At 59.7% G+C, this 17,537-nt stretch carries 15 protein-coding genes and 2 pseudogenes; 13 read left to right on the top strand and 4 right to left on the bottom strand.

Annotated elements, in window-relative coordinates; all coding sequences use genetic code 11:
• Positions 1–146: 146 nt before the first annotated feature.
• From rfbD to rfbB, 4 genes are read right to left on the bottom strand one after another with little or no spacing between them, the layout of a single operon-like run.
• The gene (gene rfbD / locus XAXN_RS01235; protein WP_042823728.1) at positions 147–1,046 is read right to left on the bottom strand and encodes a dTDP-4-dehydrorhamnose reductase; all 900 of its coding nucleotides are present in this window, start codon (positions 1,044–1,046) and stop codon (positions 147–149) included.
• Entirely contained in the window at positions 1,043–1,600 is a 558-nt protein-coding gene (rfbC, locus tag XAXN_RS01230) for a dTDP-4-dehydrorhamnose 3,5-epimerase (protein WP_042823729.1), read from the bottom strand. Before rfbC ends, rfbD begins: the two co-directional genes overlap by 4 nt.
• Entirely contained in the window at positions 1,597–2,484 is an 888-nt protein-coding gene (gene rfbA, locus XAXN_RS01225; protein WP_042823730.1) for a glucose-1-phosphate thymidylyltransferase RfbA, read from the bottom strand. The genes rfbC and rfbA overlap by 4 nt, the downstream gene beginning before the upstream one ends.
• 55 nt (positions 2,485–2,539) lie before the next feature.
• Entirely contained in the window at positions 2,540–3,595 is a 1,056-nt protein-coding gene (gene rfbB / locus XAXN_RS01220; protein ID WP_042823731.1) for a dTDP-glucose 4,6-dehydratase, read from the bottom strand.
• Positions 3,596–3,818: 223 nt separating this feature from the next.
• On the opposite strand from rfbB, the gene XAXN_RS01215 reads away from it, so the two are divergent.
• From XAXN_RS01215 to XAXN_RS01155, 13 genes and pseudogenes are all read left to right on the top strand, one after another.
• Entirely contained in the window at positions 3,819–4,565 is a 747-nt protein-coding gene (locus XAXN_RS01215) for an electron transfer flavoprotein subunit beta/FixA family protein (protein WP_042823732.1), read from the top strand.
• On the top strand, positions 4,565–5,512 hold the full coding sequence (locus tag XAXN_RS01210; RefSeq protein ID WP_054318198.1) for an electron transfer flavoprotein subunit alpha/FixB family protein: 948 nt from the start codon (positions 4,565–4,567) through the stop codon (positions 5,510–5,512). Before XAXN_RS01215 ends, XAXN_RS01210 begins: the two co-directional genes overlap by 1 nt.
• A 15-nt stretch (positions 5,513–5,527) precedes the next feature.
• Positions 5,528–6,519, top strand: a pseudogene (locus XAXN_RS01205) (lysylphosphatidylglycerol synthase transmembrane domain-containing protein).
• A 102-nt stretch (positions 6,520–6,621) separates the two neighbouring features.
• Positions 6,622–8,010, top strand: a complete 1,389-nt coding sequence (locus XAXN_RS01200; RefSeq protein ID WP_042824894.1) for a UbiA family prenyltransferase — start codon at positions 6,622–6,624, stop codon at positions 8,008–8,010.
• Complete coding sequence (locus tag XAXN_RS01195) at positions 8,010–9,311, top strand: FAD-binding oxidoreductase (protein WP_054318197.1); 1,302 nt, start codon at positions 8,010–8,012, stop codon at positions 9,309–9,311. The genes XAXN_RS01200 and XAXN_RS01195 overlap by 1 nt, the downstream gene beginning before the upstream one ends.
• A gap of 2 nt (positions 9,312–9,313) precedes the next feature.
• The gene (locus XAXN_RS01190; RefSeq protein ID WP_054318196.1) at positions 9,314–10,042 is read left to right on the top strand and encodes an SDR family oxidoreductase; all 729 of its coding nucleotides are present in this window, start codon (positions 9,314–9,316) and stop codon (positions 10,040–10,042) included.
• A 29-nt stretch (positions 10,043–10,071) separates the two neighbouring features.
• On the top strand, positions 10,072–10,743 hold the full coding sequence (locus tag XAXN_RS01185) for a class I SAM-dependent methyltransferase (RefSeq protein WP_054318195.1): 672 nt from the start codon (positions 10,072–10,074) through the stop codon (positions 10,741–10,743).
• 31 nt (positions 10,744–10,774) lie between these two features.
• Positions 10,775–11,719 (top strand): NAD-dependent epimerase/dehydratase family protein, encoded by a 945-nt coding sequence (locus tag XAXN_RS01180; protein WP_054318194.1) that lies wholly within the window; start codon positions 10,775–10,777, stop codon positions 11,717–11,719.
• A 40-nt stretch (positions 11,720–11,759) separates the two neighbouring features.
• Entirely contained in the window at positions 11,760–13,052 is a 1,293-nt protein-coding gene (locus tag XAXN_RS01175; RefSeq protein WP_054318193.1) for an NAD(P)/FAD-dependent oxidoreductase, read from the top strand.
• Between the two features lie 25 nt (positions 13,053–13,077).
• Positions 13,078–14,973 carry a hypothetical protein gene (locus XAXN_RS01170; protein ID WP_134980543.1) on the top strand — a complete coding sequence of 632 codons (1,896 nt, stop codon included), beginning with the start codon at positions 13,078–13,080 and terminating at the stop codon, positions 14,971–14,973.
• A complete protein-coding gene (locus XAXN_RS01165) occupies positions 14,970–15,380 on the top strand; it encodes a GtrA family protein (protein ID WP_054318191.1) in 411 nt (136 codons plus the stop codon). Before XAXN_RS01170 ends, XAXN_RS01165 begins: the two co-directional genes overlap by 4 nt.
• A complete protein-coding gene (locus XAXN_RS01160; protein WP_134980544.1) occupies positions 15,377–17,098 on the top strand; it encodes a hypothetical protein in 1,722 nt (573 codons plus the stop codon). The genes XAXN_RS01165 and XAXN_RS01160 overlap by 4 nt, the downstream gene beginning before the upstream one ends.
• Positions 17,099–17,274: 176 nt before the next feature.
• Positions 17,275–17,537 (top strand): annotated as a pseudogene (locus XAXN_RS01155) (transposase); the annotation flags it as partial.

Genomic DNA, 17,537 nt, shown 5'->3' with positions numbered 1-17,537 from the left:
CTTCAGCGGCACATCCACGTCGGCCGCGACCTGCGCGGAGCAGCTCGCCGGTACGGCGCGGATCAGCCTTCGATGGTAGCCGAAGCGAAGTGCAAGCTATGAGTCGGTGCTGAAGCTGCACCGATCAATGACACCACTGACGACGCTTACGGTTGGGCGAGCGTGTCCAGCACCTGGCTCAGTCCATCCTGCCAGTCCGGCAGGCGGACGCCGAAGGTGTCCTGCAGGCTATGGGTATCCAGTCGCGAATAGGCCGGGCGCGTCGCCGGCGTGGGATAGTCGGCGGTGCTGATCGCCTCCACGCGCGGCGTGCGGGCGAGCAGACTGCGCGCGCGCGCCTGGGCGAAGATGGCTTCGGCGAAACCGTGCCAGGTGGTCTGCCCGGCGGCGGTCAGATGCCACAACCCGGAGGGTTCGCCCGGCTGGCGTAGCGCATGCGCCGTGATGTCGGCAATTAACGCCGCTGGCGTAGGCGTGCCGATCTGGTCGGCGACCACGCGCAGTACATCGCGCTCGGCTCCCACGCGCAGCATCGTGCGCAGGAAATTGTGCCCGTGCGCCGCGTAGACCCAGGCAGTGCGAAAGATTAGATGACGGCCGCCGGCCGCCTGCACTGCCTGCTCGCCGGCCAGTTTACTTTGTCCGTACACGCCGAGCGGCGCGGTAGCATCATCGGGCCGATAGGGGCGCGTGCCCTGCCCATCGAAGACATAGTCGGTCGAATAATGGACCAGGGGCACAGCGGCGCGCGCGCACCATTGGGCAATGACCGCCGGCGCCTCGGCATTGGCACGGAAGGTCGCATCGCGCTCCTGCTCGGCACGATCGACGGCAGTGTACGCGGCTGCGTTGACGACGCAACTTGGCTGCAAGCGGTCCAGCAATTCGCTCAGGCGGTGCGGTGCGTCGAAGTCGGCTACTTCACACGCGGTACCATCCGGCAATCGACCGCTGCGGGTCGTGGCCAGAATCGGGCCATCGCCTGCCAATGCCCGCAGCAATTCCGTGCCGACCTGTCCATTGGCTCCCAATACCAACGTCGTCATGGCGCAAAGACCGGCAGACGCTCGCCCGGCACATCCGCCAGGAAGGGCGCTGCGGCATCCTTGGCCGAAAGCACGGGATTGCTGATCGGCCAATCGATGCCAATGGCCGCATCATCCCAGCGCACGCCGGCATCGGCCTCCTTCACGTAGACGTCGGTGCACAGATAGCTGAACACCGCTCGCTCCGACAGCACTGCAAAGCCGTGCGCAAACCCTTCTGGAATCCAGAACTGCTTTTTGTTTTCCGCGCTCAACATCACTGCTGCCCACCGCCCGAAGTTGGGCGAGCCATGACGGACATCGACCGCCACATCGTAGACCTCACCCTCAAGCACGCTGACCAGCTTGCCCTGGGGACGCGGCCACTGGTAATGCAGCCCGCGCAGCACGCCTTTGGCCGACGTGGACACATTGCTTTGCACGAATTTCGTCGGCAGACCATGCTGACCGAAGCGCTCCGCATTCCACGTTTCAAAAAAATATCCGCGTTCATCGCCGAACACTGCCGGCTCGATGACCACACAACCTGGTAAACGGGTTTCGACGATTTTCACGGTACTACTCCTCGCACAGCCAATTCGTGCAGATACTTGCCATAGTCGTTTTTCAGCAATGGGGCGGCCAGCCGCTCCAGTTGTTCCGCATCGATCCAGCCCTGACCGAATGCAATTTCTTCGGGGCAGCACACCTGCAGACCCTGACGCATCTGGATGGTCTCGATGAAATTGGCCGCTTCATGCAGCGACTGGTGCGTTCCGGTGTCCAGCCATGCATACCCGCGTCCCAGCGGCTCAAGATGCAGGTCACCAGCATCGAGATAGCAGCGATTGAGATCGGTAATCTCCAGCTCGCCACGCGGGGAGGGTTTCAAGGCAGCCGCATAATCGCTGGCTTTTCCATCGTAGAAATACAGGCCGGTGACCGCATAGTTGGAGCGGGGCTTGGCAGGCTTTTCGGCAATATCGATGACCTTGCCCTGCTGATCGAATTCGGCCACGCCATAGCGCTCAGGATCGTTGACCCAATAACCAAACACCGTCGCACCCTGCTCGCGCGCGTCTGCGCGACGTAGCGTTTCGGTCAAACCGTGACCATGAAAAATATTGTCGCCCAACACCAGGCAACTCGGCTTGCCATCGACGAAGTCGCGGCCGATCAGATACGCCTGCGCCAGCCCATCCGGGCTGGGCTGCATGGCGTACTGAATATTGATTCCCCATTGCGCGCCGTCGCCGAGCAAAGACTGAAACAGCGCCTGCTCATGCGGCGTGTTGATGATCAAAATATCGCGAATACCTGCCAGCATCAGGACGCTCAGCGGGTAGTAAATCATCGGCTTGTCATACACCGGCAGCAGCTGCTTGCTGACGCCCTTGGTGATCGGATACAGGCGCGTTCCCGATCCACCCGCCAAAATGATGCCTTTACGTTGTGTCATGAGATAGTTCCTTGTGAGGCCTGCGCACGACCGCGCGGGCTCTTGCGGGGGCGCGTTACGCCGAGGCGCCGATCCGTTCCAAGCGGTAACTGCCGTCCAGCACACCCTGCACCCACGCCTGGTTGGTCAAATACCACTGCACCGTCTGCGCGATGCCTTGCTCGAAGGTGTAGGCGGGCTCCCAGCCCAGTTCGTTCTTCAGCTTGGAGGCGTCGATCGCGTAACGGCGATCATGGCCCGGGCGATCCGTCACATAAGTGATCTGGCTCGCACGTGGCTTGCCATCGTCGCGCGGACGGTGCTGATCCAACAGTGCGCAGATCGCCTGTACGACCTCGATGTTTTGCCGCTCGGAATTGCCGCCAACATTGTACGTCTCGCCGACCTTGCCCTTCGCCAGCACGGTACGAATCGCTTCGCAGTGATCGCTGACGAACAGCCAGTCGCGCACCTGCTTGCCATCGCCGTAGACCGGCAGTGGCTCGCCAGCCAGCGCCTTGGCGATTACCAGCGGAATGAGCTTTTCTGGAAAGTGGTAAGGACCATAATTGTTCGAACAATTGGTGGTCAGCACCGGCAGACCGTAGGTGTGGTGAAACGCGCGTACCAGGTGATCGGAAGCGGCTTTCGACGCGGAGTACGGCGAGTTGGGCGCATACGGCGTGGTTTCGGTGAACTTGCCGGTCTCACCCAACGTGCCGTAGACCTCATCGGTGGACACGTGCAGAAACCGCAACGCATCCTGGCGCTCCTTCGAAAGCGCCTTCCAGTGGTCACGGACCGCTTCAAGCAGGGCCAGAGTGCCAACCACATTGGTCTGGATGAATGCGCCCGGGCCCTCGATCGAGCGATCCACATGGCTCTCGGCCGCGAAATTCAGCACCGCATCGGGCTGGTGTTTGTGCAGCAGACTGGATACCAACGCGCCGTCCCCAATGTCGCCCTTGACGAAAACATGGTCCGGGTTGCCCTCTAGAGGAGCCAATGTGTTCAGATTTCCCGCATAGGTCAGCGCGTCGAGATTGACCACGCGCACTCCGCGAGCCACTGCTTCAAGAACAAAGTTGCCACCGATGAAGCCGGCACCACCGGTTACTAGCCAAGTTGCCACTGCTGATCTCCTGGTCGCGCGCGGACCGCGCTGCGTCAACCCCACAGGATATACGGTTGGAGCAATACCGGGCCTAAGCATTGCCCATTCAGGACAACAAGATGCTGCATCGCAGCATCCATACGCCATCGCATGGTTGGCTACGCCCGGTTAGAATGCCCCCACTCCCGAGCCTGCCGCCGCGGCCGGGCCTTCCCGCAATAGCTGAAGGATCTCGTACACGATGAAAATCCTCGTCGCCTACAAGCGCGTGGTGGACTACAACGTCCGCATTCAGGTCAAGCCGGATGGCTCCGGCGTGGTGACCGAGGGCGTCAAGCTCTCGCCTAATCCGTTCGACGAAATCGCCCTGGAAGAAGCATTGCGCCTGCGCGATGCCGGCATCGCCACGGACGTCGTGGTCGCCACCCTGGCGCCGGCCGATACGGCTGCGCACCTGCGCAACGGCTTGGCCATGGGCGCCAATCGCGCAATCCATGTGGTGACCGATGCGGCCGTTCAGCCGCTGACCGCCGCACGCGCGCTGCTCAAATTGGTCGAGAAGGAACAGCCGGATCTGGTCATCCTCGGCAAACAGGCGATCGACGACGATGCCAATCAGACCGGCCAGATGCTGGCCACGTTGTGGGGCCGGCCGCAGGCGACCTTCGCCGGCAAGCTCGTTGTTGCCGACGGCAAGGCCACGGTGACCCGCGAGGTCGATGCCGGCCTGGAAACGCTGGAGGTGGAGCTGCCGGCGGTGATCACCACCGACCTACGCCTGAACGAGCCGCGCTTCATCAAGCTGCCGGACATCATGAAGGCCAAGAGCAAGCCGATGGAAACGCTGGCCTTCGCCGACCTGGGCGTTGAATCGCACGACAGTCTCACCACTACCCACTACGCGGCGCCGGCCAAACGCAGCCGCGGGGTGATGGTCAAGGACGCCGCCGGGCTGGTGGCCGCACTCAAGCAGAAGGGGTTGCTGTAATGGCCAAAATTCTTGTCGTCGCCGAACACCTCAACGGCCAGCTCAATGCGGCCACCGCCAAGACCCTGAGCGCTGCGCTGGCCGTCTCGGCCGAGTCGATCGACGTGGTCGTGCTGGCGGCGGCCGATCCTGCAGCCGTTGCAGCGCAGGCCGCACAGCTGGCCGGCGTCGCCCGCGTGCTGACCGTGGCCAACGCCGCCAACGAACACGCCATCGCCCAGGTGCTGGGGCCGCAGATCGCCCAGCTGGCCGGCCAGAGTTATACCCATGTGCTCGGCCCCTCCACCACCTTCGGCAAGGATCTGATGCCAGTGGTGGCTGCACTGCTCGGCGTCAATCAGATCTCCGACCTGATGGCGGTCGAAGATGCCTACACCTTCAAGCGCCCGATCTACGCCGGCAACGCCATCATTACTGTGAAAGCCCCGGCCGACCAGATCGTGGTTGCTACAGTGCGCAGTGCCTCGTGGCCGGAGGCGGCTAGCGGTGGAAGCGCAGCTGTCGAGTCCGTCAGCATCAAAGTCGCACTGCCGACCCACACCCGCTTCATCGACCTGGCTGCAGGCAACTCCGACCGCCCAGACCTGCAGAGCGCCAAGCGTGTGGTCTCCGGCGGCCGCGGCGTCGGCTCGGCGGAGAACTTCAAGCACATCTATAGGCTGGCCGACAAACTCGGCGCCGCGGTCGGTGCTTCACGCGCGGCAGTGGACGCAGGCTATGTGCCCAACGAGCTGCAGGTCGGTCAGACCGGCAAGATCATCGCCCCGGAGTTGTACGTGGCCATCGGCATCAGCGGCGCCATCCAGCATCTGACCGGCATCAAGGACGCCGGTACGATCGTGGCGATCAACAAGGACCCGGAATCGCCGATCTTCGAGATTGCCGATATCGGGCTGGTGGGGGATCTGTTTACGCTGCTGCCGGAGTTGGAGGCTGCGTTGGGCTGAGGCCCGTCTGCTGCAATGGATTCGCCTTCGTCTTCTCGCATCAACGGTGCCGCGACATCGCGGCACCGTCTGGATTATCTGGTCGGCTTCGTTTTCCTGCTGTGCGCCGGATACATCGCCGTCTTGGTCTGGCTGGACCACGGAAACGGGACCTTCTCACGGCTGGGCGAGCGAGGTCTGGCAGCAGATGGCGCTCGCCATCGTGCCCGTCACCATCACGTATCTGTTTCGGTACTGGCGGTGGCACTGGCTCCTCCGCCGCAAGGGGCATCACGTACCAGTTACTACCTGGCCTGGCTGGCTATTTGGCGGGCTTCGCACTGACCGCTACGCCTGGCAAGGCAGGCGAACTGATGCGGATTCGCTACTTCGCGCGGATCGGCATTCCGGCCCAGCGCACATTGGGTGTCTTCGTCTTCGAGCGCGCATCCGACCTGCTGGTCATCCTGTCGCCGTCCCTGCTGGCCGCGTCGATATTCCCCACCTTGGGTGCGCTAGCTGCAATCGTGCTGGGATTTGTCTGTGTGCTGTTCGGCGCAGCCGCCTGGCACGCGTTGTTGGACAACCTGAAAGGCATGACCGCGCACCTTCCCGGCCGCTGGCTGCGGCGATTGACGCATTTCTTCCTTGCGGCAGCGCTGGAATTGCGTATCTGCCTGGATCTGCCTGCGTTCGCGCAAAGCATGCTTGCCGGGTTCATCGCCTGGGGACTGACATCAGCGGTGTTCGTGAGCCTTTGCGTCGGCATGGGCCTGCAACTGGACCCCATTGTCGCGCTCGGTATTTACCCGCTTGCGATGCTGATCGGCGCACTGTCGTTTGTGCCCGGTGGCGTCGGCTCGACCGAACTGGCCATCGTCCTGATGCTCGATCGGCTTGGAATTTCTACTGCAGACGCCATTGCGGTCGCTGTCGCGGCGCGCCTGGTGACGCTTTGGTACGCCATCCTCGTCGGGGCGGCGTCCATGCTCGCTGCAGAATTCGCTATCCGCAAGAGCGCGCGGTGAACGACAGGTATAATCGGCGCCCCGCAATGGATCGCCAGGCAATCGATGTCCGCCCCCCCTATCCACTCTATTCGTCCAGTTGTGTCGGGACGCGCCTTGTGCGTGGATCTGGATGGCACGCTTTTGAATTCGGACATTCTCTATGAGTCGGTGCTGGCGTTGCTGGCGCGTAACCCGCTGTACGTGTTCTTGCTGCCACTGTGGCTGTTGCGTGGGAAGGCCGCACTGAAGCGCGAACTTGCCTCCCGCGTCGTCATGCCTGCAGAGACCCTGCCCTACAACCACCAGGTGCTAGAGCTGTTGCGCACCACAACGCAACGCCCGCGCGTGTTGTGCACCGCCTCCGACGCCCTCCTGGTGCAGCCTATTGCAGAGCATCTAGGCCTCTTCGAGCAGGTCATTGCCAGCGATGGCAAGCGCAATCTGTCTGGTCGCAACAAGGCAGATGTCCTGGTCGACGCGTTTGGTCAGGGCAACTTCGATTACGCCGGCAACGGCAGCGTGGATTTGCACGTCTGGGACAAGGCCGGTGGCGCCTGGGTCGTCAACAACGGCACCGCACTGGCAAAGGCAGCGGCGCAACGGACGACCGTGCATGCGCATTGGCCTGCCCCGTCGCGCGCCCGTGCATGGCTGAAAGCGTTGCGCCTGCACCAATGGCTGAAGAATCTGCTCGTGTTCGTTCCGCTGCTGACCGCGCACCGATTCCTGGATCTGGAATCGGTCCTGCAATCCACGATTGCGCTGGTCGCATTTGGGTTATGCGCTTCCGGCGTCTATGTGCTCAACGATCTGCTGGATTTGACGCCTGACCGTCAGCATCCACGCAAACGCAAGCGCCCGTTCGCGGCAGGTCGGCTCCCGCTTTTGCATGGGCTGCTGGTCGCCCCCGCGCTGACCATTGCCGGGCTCCTGCTGTCGCTGGCATGCAATATTGAATTCACCCTGGTCTTGCTTGCCTACTACATCATGACCTTGGCGTATTCGCTACGCTTGAAGCGCATTGTGATGATCGACGTGGTGCTGCTCGCAGCGCTCTACACCGTACGCATCATCGGCGGCGCCGTGGCGATCGGCATCGAGTTGTCGTTCTGGCTGTTGGCATTTTCGATGTTCATGTTCCTGTCGCTCGCGCTGCTCAAGCGCTACACGGAACTACATGCCATGTTGAGCAGCGGCAAGACCAGGGCCAGTGGCCGAGCCTATTCGGTGGAGGATCTCTCGCTGCTGCAATCCATGGGCGCAGCGGCCGGCTACATCGCGGTAATGGTGATGGCGCTGTACATCAACAGCCCCGAGAGTGTGGAGCTGTACCGCAATCCCAAGCTGCTCTGGCTGGTGTGCCCAGTGTTGCTGTATTGGGTGAGCAGGGTCTGGATCATTGCGCATCGCGGAGAGATGCATGACGACCCGATCGTATTCGCTGCAACCGACCGTGTGAGTCAGATCGTTGTCGTGCTGTGCGGGTTATTCGCCCTGAGCGCCATCTGATGGCCGCGGGGCAATCCTGGGGGCGGTATCCCAGCGCGCAGCAGACGCTGCTACCGATCAACGATCGTGCAACGGATCTGCCCGCATTCGACGGCCTCGCGCTGCCGCGTGGTAACGGGCGCAGCTATGGCGATAGTTGCCTGAATCCGGATGGCGCACTGCTGTGCGCACGCGGGCTTGATCGATTCATCGCCTTTGATCCTGCCAGTGGCGTGCTGCGCTGCGAGGCAGGTGTCACTCTTAACGAGATCATCGAGCTGGTATTGCCGCAAGGCTGGTTTCTGCCGGTGACGCCCGGCACGCGCTACGTCACCGTTGCCGGCGCCATTGCCAACGACGTGCATGGCAAGAACCACCATCGGACCGGCAATTTTGGCCACCATGTGCGCGCATTCGAGCTGCTGCGTAGCGACGGCGAGCGGCGAGTGTGCACTCCGGATCACGCCGATCGCTGGTTCGCAGCCACAGTGGGTGGACTCGGGCTGACCGGCCTGATCACCTGGGCGGAAATTCAGCTGCGTCGGGTCGGCAGCTCCACGCTGGAAGCAGAAAACATTCGCTTCGGCTCGCTTGACGAGTTCTTTGCGTTGTCGGCGGCCGCGGCCGAAAGCCACGAGTACAGTGTGGCGTGGATCGACTGTCTGGCAAGCGGCAAGGCGCGCGGGCGCGGGCACTTTACCCGCGCAGATCACTGCACCGGGCTTGCGCAAGAGCGACCGAAACCGCCAGGCGCAGGTTTATCCATGCCTGTCACTCCACCGATTTCGTTGGTGAACACGTTCTCCCTGCGGCCTTTCAACGCGCTCTACTACTGGCGCCAGCCCGCTCCGCGCAAACGCTTCGTCAGCCATCTCTTGCCGTTCTTTTACCCGCTTGACGGCATCCGTGACTGGAACCGCATGTACGGCCCCTCCGGCTTTCTCCAGTATCAATGTGTGATGCCGCCCGCAACCGCGCGGGACGCAGTGGACGCGCTGCTTGCAGAGATCGCGCGCAGCGGCAGCGGCTCGTTCCTGGCGGTGTTGAAGGAATTCGGCAACACACCTTCCATTGGCATGCTGTCTTTCCCAAGGCCAGGCACGACCTTGGCATTGGATTTTCCCAATACCGGTCCTGGCGTCTTCCGCCTGCTTGAGCGACTGGACCGCATCGTCGACGAGGCAGGCGGCGCTCTGTACCCTGCCAAGGACGCACGTATGACAGCACAGTCGTTTCAGCGTGCCTATGGCCGCTGGCGCGAGTTCGGCAACTATCTCGATCCACGTTTTTCTTCCGGCTTCTGGCGCCGGGTCACGGAGTAGACATGCAACGCGTCCTTATTATCGGGGCCACCTCGGCCATTGCCGAAGCAACCGCCCGACGCTACGCCGCCCGCGGTGCGGCCATCCACCTGCTCGGCCGCCAGGCCGCGCGCCTGGAAACAATTGCGGCCGACCTCACCACCCGCGGCGCGCGAAGCAGCATCGGCGTGCTGGATGTCAACGACAATGCGCATCATGGCGAAGTTCTGGATGCAGCCTGGGCTGCCTTGGGCGGTGTCGATGTCGTATTGATCGCACATGGCACGCTGCCGGATCAGGCTGCATGTGACGCATCGGTCGAACTGTCGCTGCGCGAATTCGCCACCAACGGCACCTCCACAATTGCGCTGTGCGCAGCGATTGTGCCGCGACTGACGTCCGGCGCCACGCTGGCAGTCATTTCTTCAGTGGCTGGAGATCGCGGCCGAGCCAGCAACTACCTCTATGGCAGTGCCAAGGCCGCTGTGACCGCCTACTTGAGCGGCCTGGGACAGCGCCTGCGCCCGCAAGGCATCAACGTGCTCACGATCAAGCCGGGCTTCGTCGACACCCCCATGACCGCAGCCTTCAAGAAGGGCGCACTGTGGGCAAAGCCGGACCAGATTGCCAAGGGGATCCTCAGCGCAGTGGACAAGCGTCGCGCTGTGGCCTACCTGCCCAGTTTCTGGTGGGCAATCATGCTGGTGATCAAGAACATCCCGGAATTCATTTTTCGTCGCATCTCGCTATAAACCACCCCATCCACAGAGGAAGTGCTGAGATGCCAGATATCGATCACGATCTCGACGTGCTCTATCAACACCGTTTCCCGAAGGAAGAACTCGCCAACAAGAACCGGATCTGGCAGGTACTGTGCACGCAGTATTTCAGTCGGTTCGTTGAACCCAATGAGACTGTGGTCGACATCGGAGCGGGATATTGCGAGTTCATCAACAACATTCCAGCCGCGCACAAGATTGCCGTCGACCTCAACCCCGACGTGCGCAAGTTCGCCGCCGACGGTATTCGCGTGATCAATGAGTCATGCATTGCGGTCAGCTCGATTCCTAGCGCCAGCGTAGATGCGGTATTCATGAGTAACTTTCTTGAGCACCTGCCAACCAAAGATCTCGTATTGCAAACGCTGCGGGAAAGCGCGCGCATGCTTAAGCCGGGCGGAAGGGTCATCATCCTGCAACCCAACATTCGCTTCCTATATGACGAGTATTGGGATTACTTCGACCACCACACGTCGCTAAGCGACCGTAGCCTCGTCGAGGGAGTACTGATGGCGGGATTGGAGCCGCAGGTGGTGATCCCCAAATTCCTGCCCTATACCACCAAGAGCCGATTACCGCAGGCGCCGTGGCTGGTATCGCTGTACCTGCGCATTCCGCTCGCCTGGCACCTCTTGGGCAAGCAAGCGCTGGTCGTTGCCTACAAGCGCGACTGATCCATTCATCCATACGTTTCAGAGTCCATCCATGGCACAGAAAAGTGACAAGATCGTGTTGACCGGTGCCGCAGGCCTGGTGGGACAGAACCTCATCGTCGAGATGAAGCAGCAGGGATATACGCAGCTGATCGCCATCGACAAGCACGAGCACAACCTCGAGATCTTGCGCAAACTGCACCCGGACGTAAAGACGATATTGGCCGACCTCGCGGAACCTGGTGCTTGGAGCGAAGCGTTCGCAGGCGCTCGCCTGGTAGTACAACTGCATGCACAGATCACCGGTAAGTTCCGCACGTTGTTCGACCGCAACAACCTGCAGGCCACCGAAAACGTACTGAACGCTTGCATGGATCATCAGATCCCCTACATGGTGCACATCAGTTCTTCGGTCGTGAATTCAGTTGCAACCGATGACTACACGGAGACCAAGAAGCTACAGGAGGCGCTAGTCCGCAACAGCGGGATTCCTCACTGCGTGTTGCGCCCGACGTTGATGTTCGGCTGGTTCGACCCCAAGCACCTGGGATGGTTGTCGCGCTTCATGGCTCGCACTCCGGTATTCCCGATTCCCGGCGACGGCAAGTTCATGCGCCAACCGTTGTACGAGCGCGATTTTTGTCGCTGCATCGTGCAGTGCATAGAGCGCGAACCTGCGGGCGACATCTACGATATCGTCGGCGCTACGCGCGTGGATTACGTTGATATCATTCGCACCATCAAGCGCGCAAAACAACTGCGCACTGTGATCGTGCATATCCCGATTGGCTTCTTTGCCTTCTTGCTCCGGGTGTACAGCCTGTTCAGCAGCAAGCCGCCCTTCACCGCCGATCAACTCAAGGCACTCTCAGCAGGCGATGACTTCAAAGGCGTAGATACACAGGCGATTTTCGGCGTGACCCAGACTCCGTTCGAAGAAGCCATCCGCGAAAGCTACTGCGACCCGCGCTACAGTCACATCGTCCTCAAGCGTTGACGCCCCACCCAGGCTGTCATCCATCATATCCAAGGTAGACATGAGCAATTATTCAATCATCGGTAGTGGCCCTATGGGCCTGATGGCCGCCCTCGAACTTCTGGACCGTGGTCACGCGGTCGATATCTATGAGCGCGACGACCGTATCGGCGGCATGTCAGCAGCTTTCGACTTCGAAGGCCTTTCCATCGAACGCTATTACCATTTCATCTGCAAGACCGATGATCCACTGTTCAAATTGCTCGACCGCCTTGGCATGGCCGACAAACTGAAGTGGACCGACACCAAAATGGGCTATTTCCACGATGGCCGACTGTACAAATGGGGCTCGCCATTCGCCCTGCTCAGCTTTCCTCATTTGGGCCCGATCAGCAAGCTGCGCTATGCGCTGCACGTGATGCACACCAAAGGCATTTCCGACTGGTCCGCGCTTGACAAAGAGAACGCACGCGACTGGATCACAGGCTGGATCGGCAAGAAAGCCTATAAAGTCATGTGGGAGAAGGCGTTCGGACTGAAGTTCTTCGAGTACGCCAACGATTTGTCGGCATCGTGGATTGGCACGCGCATCAAACGCATCGCACTTTCCCGGCGCAATCTGTTCAACGAGAGCCTGGGTTATCTGGAGGGCGGCTCGGCGATTCTGCTCGATGCGATGGTGGCCGAGATCCAGCGTCGCGGCGGCCGGATTTTGCTCAGCCAGCCGATCGATGAAGTGGTTTCAGAAGCCGGCAAGGTCACGGGCATTCGCGCGGGCAATCAATTCCATTCATACGATGCGGTGATCTCAACCGCACCGATTCAGTACGTGCCGGCGATGGTTCCGGAATTGCCTAAGGCATTCGCTGATTCCATACGCCGAATTGAGAACATTCCGGTCGCATGCGTCATTCTCAAGCTTAGTCAGCCGATCAGCGAAAACTTCTGGGTGAATATCAGCGATGACGGGATTGCTATTCCTGGCGTCATCGAATACAGCAATCTCAACCCGGGCAAGGATCCAACGCAAAAGATCTTGTACGCGCCCTACTACATGCCCAAAACCCACCCGAAGTGGCAATGGAGCAATCAGCAACTGATCGATGAAGTAATCAGCTATCTACCTAGAATCAACCCCGCATTCAAATCAGAGTGGGTCTTGGCAACGCACTGCCACCGTTATGAATTTGCGCAGACTATCTGCCCCCCAGGGTTTCAGGACATGCTGCCGGCGATGAAGACGCCGCTGGAAGGCTTCTTTATGGCTGATACAGCGTATTACTATCCAGAGGATCGTTCAATCAACGAGAGTGTTGCCTTGGGCGCGTCGCTGGCTGATCTTGCCACCCGATAATCGCGCGACCGTGCAACGCCCCCCAATGAGTTGGATCCTGCAACGAGCACTGGTGCTTCGCATAATGCTGTTGCTGGCCGCTATTATTGTTGCTGTATTAGGTTTGACCAGTCGCCAATACCAGGGACGGATAAGCGGTGGATGCTCCCAGACTCTTTCGCCGTTCCTGAGACAAGCTACGCCGTCAGGCTCGCATGTAATTACTTTCTGCAACTTCCAGAACGCCGACATTGCCGATCTGGTGTTGCAACCAATTCCCGCCGGAAATTCATCCGTGACCGTGGAGGTTGCAGGTTATGGAGACGCACCCGGTATCAGTGCAAAACTGGTCGGTGCAGATGGCACACAAGCCGTAGTGCCGCTACCCCGTGCGGGTGACCGCTGGGTGCGCTGGCTCGTCGACATTCCACCAGCGCTGCAAACGCAGGATAGCCGCCTTATCGTACGTGATCAGACCCAGGAAGGTTTCGGCTGGATCGGGCTGGGCATTGTGTCTGACCATGGTGGATGGATTCCGGTCAGCATCGGCTTAGTCCTCTTGGCAGTCCTGTACCCCTGGCTGAGACAGGAGATCGGGACAACCGTACCGGTCGAGGCTAAGCGCGAAGCCCACCAGCAGATCTGGATCGGCCTGAGCATTGCTGCCGCAACACTGCTTGCGCTGGTGCTGCGCCGTCCCTCGCAGTGGACTAACCCTTACGTCTGGGTGGAAGACGGAAAGGAGCTTCTCCCGGATTTTCTACAGTACGGATGGGGCACGCTAGTGCATCCCGTCGCCGGCTACATCCTGATTCCCAATAAGCTGATCAATTCAATTTCGGTCACGCTGTCGTTCCGATGGCTGCCTGAAATTAGCCTGTCACTAGCAGCACTGATGACTATGGCCGTTATGGTCGCGCTGGCGCTGTTACCTACTCGCCTACGAGCGCCTTGGGCATGCGCACTTGCGGTACTGGCAGTGCCGACGGATGCAGAGGTTTTTTCGACCTCGGCTTATGCATTGTGGTGGGGCGCATTCTTAGTGGTGATTCCAGTGTTCTGGGACGAGCGGCGCGCCCCAGGATTGCAGTGGCGTTTTCCGATGCTGCTGCTCGGGGGGTTGTCGTCTCCATTGGTCGTGATGATGGCGCCGCTATACTGCGTGCGCGCAATCATTCTTCGTCAGCGCGAAGAGTGGTGGATGTTGCTAACGGCCGGAGCGATCGGCGCTGTCCAGGCCAAGCTGGTTGTTCTCAATCCGGTCGCCTCACAAGAGCGTCTTTCTGCTCCGGGCGTCTCGGCATTGCTGGAGCGATTCGTTGGTCACTTCCTGTTCCGGCAGCCCAATGCGGCACAACCCGCACTTGCTGCCGGTCTCGGACTCGCATTGATACTCGTCATATTGGTGGCCGTCTGGGCTCAGCGACGCAATAGCGATGGGGTGCTGGTTACCCTGATTGCGTGCTTCGTCCTTTCTGTTACGGCGGCGGCTGCGCGCGTCCCCATCGATCTACTAGATCCATTCACCGGAGGGCCGCGCTATTTTTTCTATCCCTATATCTTCCTCGCTTGGATTCTAATTCATATAGCCAGCGAGGCGCGTGGTCCCGCGCGACTGATCTTCGTGCTTCTGTTGCTATTTCCGCTTCAGCAAACTTTACAGCATGGTTACCGTACACATGCGCCACTTGACTGGCGTGAAGAAGTCAAGCGCTGCACATCGGGCCAAACCGATAAAGGCCCGGCAGTGCATTGGACCGGCCAGATGGCGTACCTCTGGCATGCACCGCTTACGGCTGAGCAGTGTCGCCAACTTGTACGTAACAGCCTATTCGATAATAAGTTGACCTACCAGGATCTTCCTTCCACTTCAGAAAGGCCCCCCCAGCATAGGGTAATCACCTCGATGACTAGTCCCAATCACGAGCGTGATCAACAATGATCGAGCGCCGTTTCGTCCTGTTCGTTGCAGCTAGCGGAGTCGCCGCAGTGGCGAACTTCAGTTCCCGCATCGCCTTCAACCAATTCATTGGGTATGTACCCGCGATTGTCTTGGCTTATTTGGTCGGCATGGTCACTGCTTTTCTTCTCAACCGCTCCTATGTTTTCAAAGATGCGAATAAGCAGCTTGCCAAGCAAATATTTTGGTTCGTTGCAGTGAACGCGCTGGCCTTACTACAGACTCTTGTTATTAGCCTTGTTCTCAGCCACTACGTTTTCCTCTGGATAGGTCTGATTTTCTATCCCGAAACATTCGCACACGCCCTCGGCATAATTGCGCCTGCTATTGCGAGTTACTTTGGACACAAGCATCTTACATTCAGTAAATCCGGGGAGTATCACAAATGACCTCTGTTTCGCCCACCCGTGGCCAGCCTGGGGGACTGCGCCCCCTGACAAAGCAACCTTTTGTTTTGATCGGGTTAATTTTAACACTGTTGTATGCGTTGCTGGCTATTGTTGGTGGGGTGCGTGGCTATAGCCCGGTGCCCTTCTGGGATATGTGGGATGGCACACTAGGCTTCTATATGCACCAGCAGACCGATATTTCGGCATGGTGGGCACAGCACAACGAGCACCGCATTATCCTTGCCAGGATTCTCTTCTTTATCGATGTCAGGTATTTCGATGGAAACGCGGTATTCCTGCTCATTATGAATTATGCGCTGGCAGCCTTCACCTTTAGCTTACTAGCATGGTGTTCTCTGCGCATTATCCCAGACGCCCCCCCATGCATGGTAGTAGTAGCATTAGTTGTTCTTAGCCTGACGCTGCTGTGGACCCAGGAAAACAATCTTACCTGGGGCTTTCAGAGCCAGTTCTTCCTCGCGCAACTGCTGCCGTTGGCCAGCCTATTATCATTGTGGCAGTCCAACCAAAATGGCAAGCATCACCGCGCCTGGCTCGCTGTTGCGGTTGCATTGGCTGTGGTGTCCGCAGGCAGTATGGCCAATGGCGTGCTCGCAACGTGGCTACTGGTAATCGGCTGTGTGCTCGGCCGCCAAAGTATCAGACGGATCGTTTCGGTACTGCTGATTGCCATAGTTGTCACTACGCTTTACTTTAGTGGATATGCCTCGCCCGGCGGTCATGACTCGTTTTTCTATGGGCTGCGCGAATCCCCACGCGGTGTAATGTGGTTCTTATTTGCTTATCTTGGTAGCCCATTTGCGCATGCCATTGGCGGGGTTACGCCCAATCTTTACGTGGCCGTTGCTTGCGGCATGATGATTGCGATTCTGGCGAGCTATTTGGCAGGTACGGCCTTGCTGCGCAAACGCTTAACGGTCGACTTGGAACTCGCGCTAGCGCTGTTCGTGGCCTACCTCGTTGCCTCTGCGCTTGCAGTGGCAGTTGGCCGCATTCGATTCGGTTTGGAAAGCGCTGTTGCCAGCCGTTACACCACACCGGCGCTGCTGGTCATCGCATGCGTGATGATCCTGGGCGTTGCCCGCTTGTCATCCAGGTTCACCTGGGCACGCGGCCAGGCCATAGGCCTGCTACTGCTCATTCCTTTGGCGTTCCTGCCCTTGCAATGGCAGGCGATGAAGCACAACCCACTTACCGATCTCGAGAAGACCACTGCAGCGCTGGCACTGGAGATGGGCGCACGGGATGACGAACAGATTCTCTGGATCTACCCAGACAGCACTCGTGCGCTTGAGATTGCCCGTGAGGCCTCAGCGCAGAACCTCTCCATTTTCGCTAGTCCTTGGCTCAGGGGGGCATCGGAAAGCATCGGGCATGCCTATGTGGCAACGCCCGCCAAGGGATGCGGGGTGGTTCCACCGGCAACTATAGCGCTGCCGCAGTCGGACGGATGGTCGCGTCTGCAGGGCGGCCTAGTCGACACCTACCTTGGAGATGGCCTGAACGCGCTGTACCTCTTGGACGAACAGGGTACGATCATCGGCCGAGGCATCCTCGCCATTCCAGAACGCCAGGCAGGTTCGGACAAAGTTGGCGCACCGTTCAAACTGTACGCGCCCAGCGATCGATTGAAATCCAGCCCGATGAAGATCGTCGTGCCGGGTATCTGCAGCGGCGCTTTCAACTATCAACACTAATTTGCATCCTGCACCCATCCAGGGCTCCTGGGGGGTGATGCACACCAGTTCAGCGCCGCCATCACGTTAGTGGGGTAATCCCCCCGCTTTTAGCGTTCGCCAAAAGTGGAGCTTGATACGCCCAGGCTTTCCTAGACATCTCAAGGCCATGGAAAATGGCTAATTCGGAGGTGTCCATGAGCAGTAAGCGGTATACAGATGAGTTCAAGGTCGAGGCGGTCCGCCAAGTGACCGATCGCGGGTTTAAAGTGGCAGAAGTCGCCGAGCGCCTGGGTGTTACCACGCACAGCCTGTACGCCTGGCTGCGCAAGTTCGGCAAGCCCGGCGTCGTGCAGCGCGCCGAGGTGGACCAGAGCGCGGAGGTTCGGCGGCTGAAGGCCGAGTTGCGCCGAGTGACCGAGGAGCGCGACATTCTAAAAAAGGCCGCCGCGTACTTTGC

The organism is Xanthomonas axonopodis (assembly GCF_001304695.1).
GTDB lineage: Bacteria > Pseudomonadota > Gammaproteobacteria > Xanthomonadales > Xanthomonadaceae > Xanthomonas > Xanthomonas axonopodis.
This window is presented reverse-complemented; position numbering and strand designations above follow the sequence as displayed.

Coding starts and splice junctions, on each gene's coding strand:
- rfbD (WP_042823728.1), bottom strand. CDS start 1,046: ATGACGACGTTGGTATTGGGAGCCAATGGACAGGTCGGCACGGAATTG.
- rfbA (WP_042823730.1), bottom strand. CDS start 2,484: ATGACACAACGTAAAGGCATCATTTTGGCGGGTGGATCGGGAACGCGC.
- XAXN_RS01175 (WP_054318193.1), top strand. CDS start 11,760: ATGAGCAATTATTCAATCATCGGTAGTGGCCCTATGGGCCTGATGGCC.
- XAXN_RS01190 (WP_054318196.1), top strand. CDS start 9,314: ATGCAACGCGTCCTTATTATCGGGGCCACCTCGGCCATTGCCGAAGCA.
- XAXN_RS01165 (WP_054318191.1), top strand. CDS start 14,970: ATGATCGAGCGCCGTTTCGTCCTGTTCGTTGCAGCTAGCGGAGTCGCC.
- XAXN_RS01160 (WP_134980544.1), top strand. CDS start 15,377: ATGACCTCTGTTTCGCCCACCCGTGGCCAGCCTGGGGGACTGCGCCCC.
- XAXN_RS01170 (WP_134980543.1), top strand. CDS start 13,078: ATGAGTTGGATCCTGCAACGAGCACTGGTGCTTCGCATAATGCTGTTG.
- XAXN_RS01210 (WP_054318198.1), top strand. CDS start 4,565: ATGGCCAAAATTCTTGTCGTCGCCGAACACCTCAACGGCCAGCTCAAT.
- XAXN_RS01195 (WP_054318197.1), top strand. CDS start 8,010: ATGGCCGCGGGGCAATCCTGGGGGCGGTATCCCAGCGCGCAGCAGACG.
- XAXN_RS01185 (WP_054318195.1), top strand. CDS start 10,072: ATGCCAGATATCGATCACGATCTCGACGTGCTCTATCAACACCGTTTC.
- XAXN_RS01180 (WP_054318194.1), top strand. CDS start 10,775: ATGGCACAGAAAAGTGACAAGATCGTGTTGACCGGTGCCGCAGGCCTG.
- XAXN_RS01215 (WP_042823732.1), top strand. CDS start 3,819: ATGAAAATCCTCGTCGCCTACAAGCGCGTGGTGGACTACAACGTCCGC.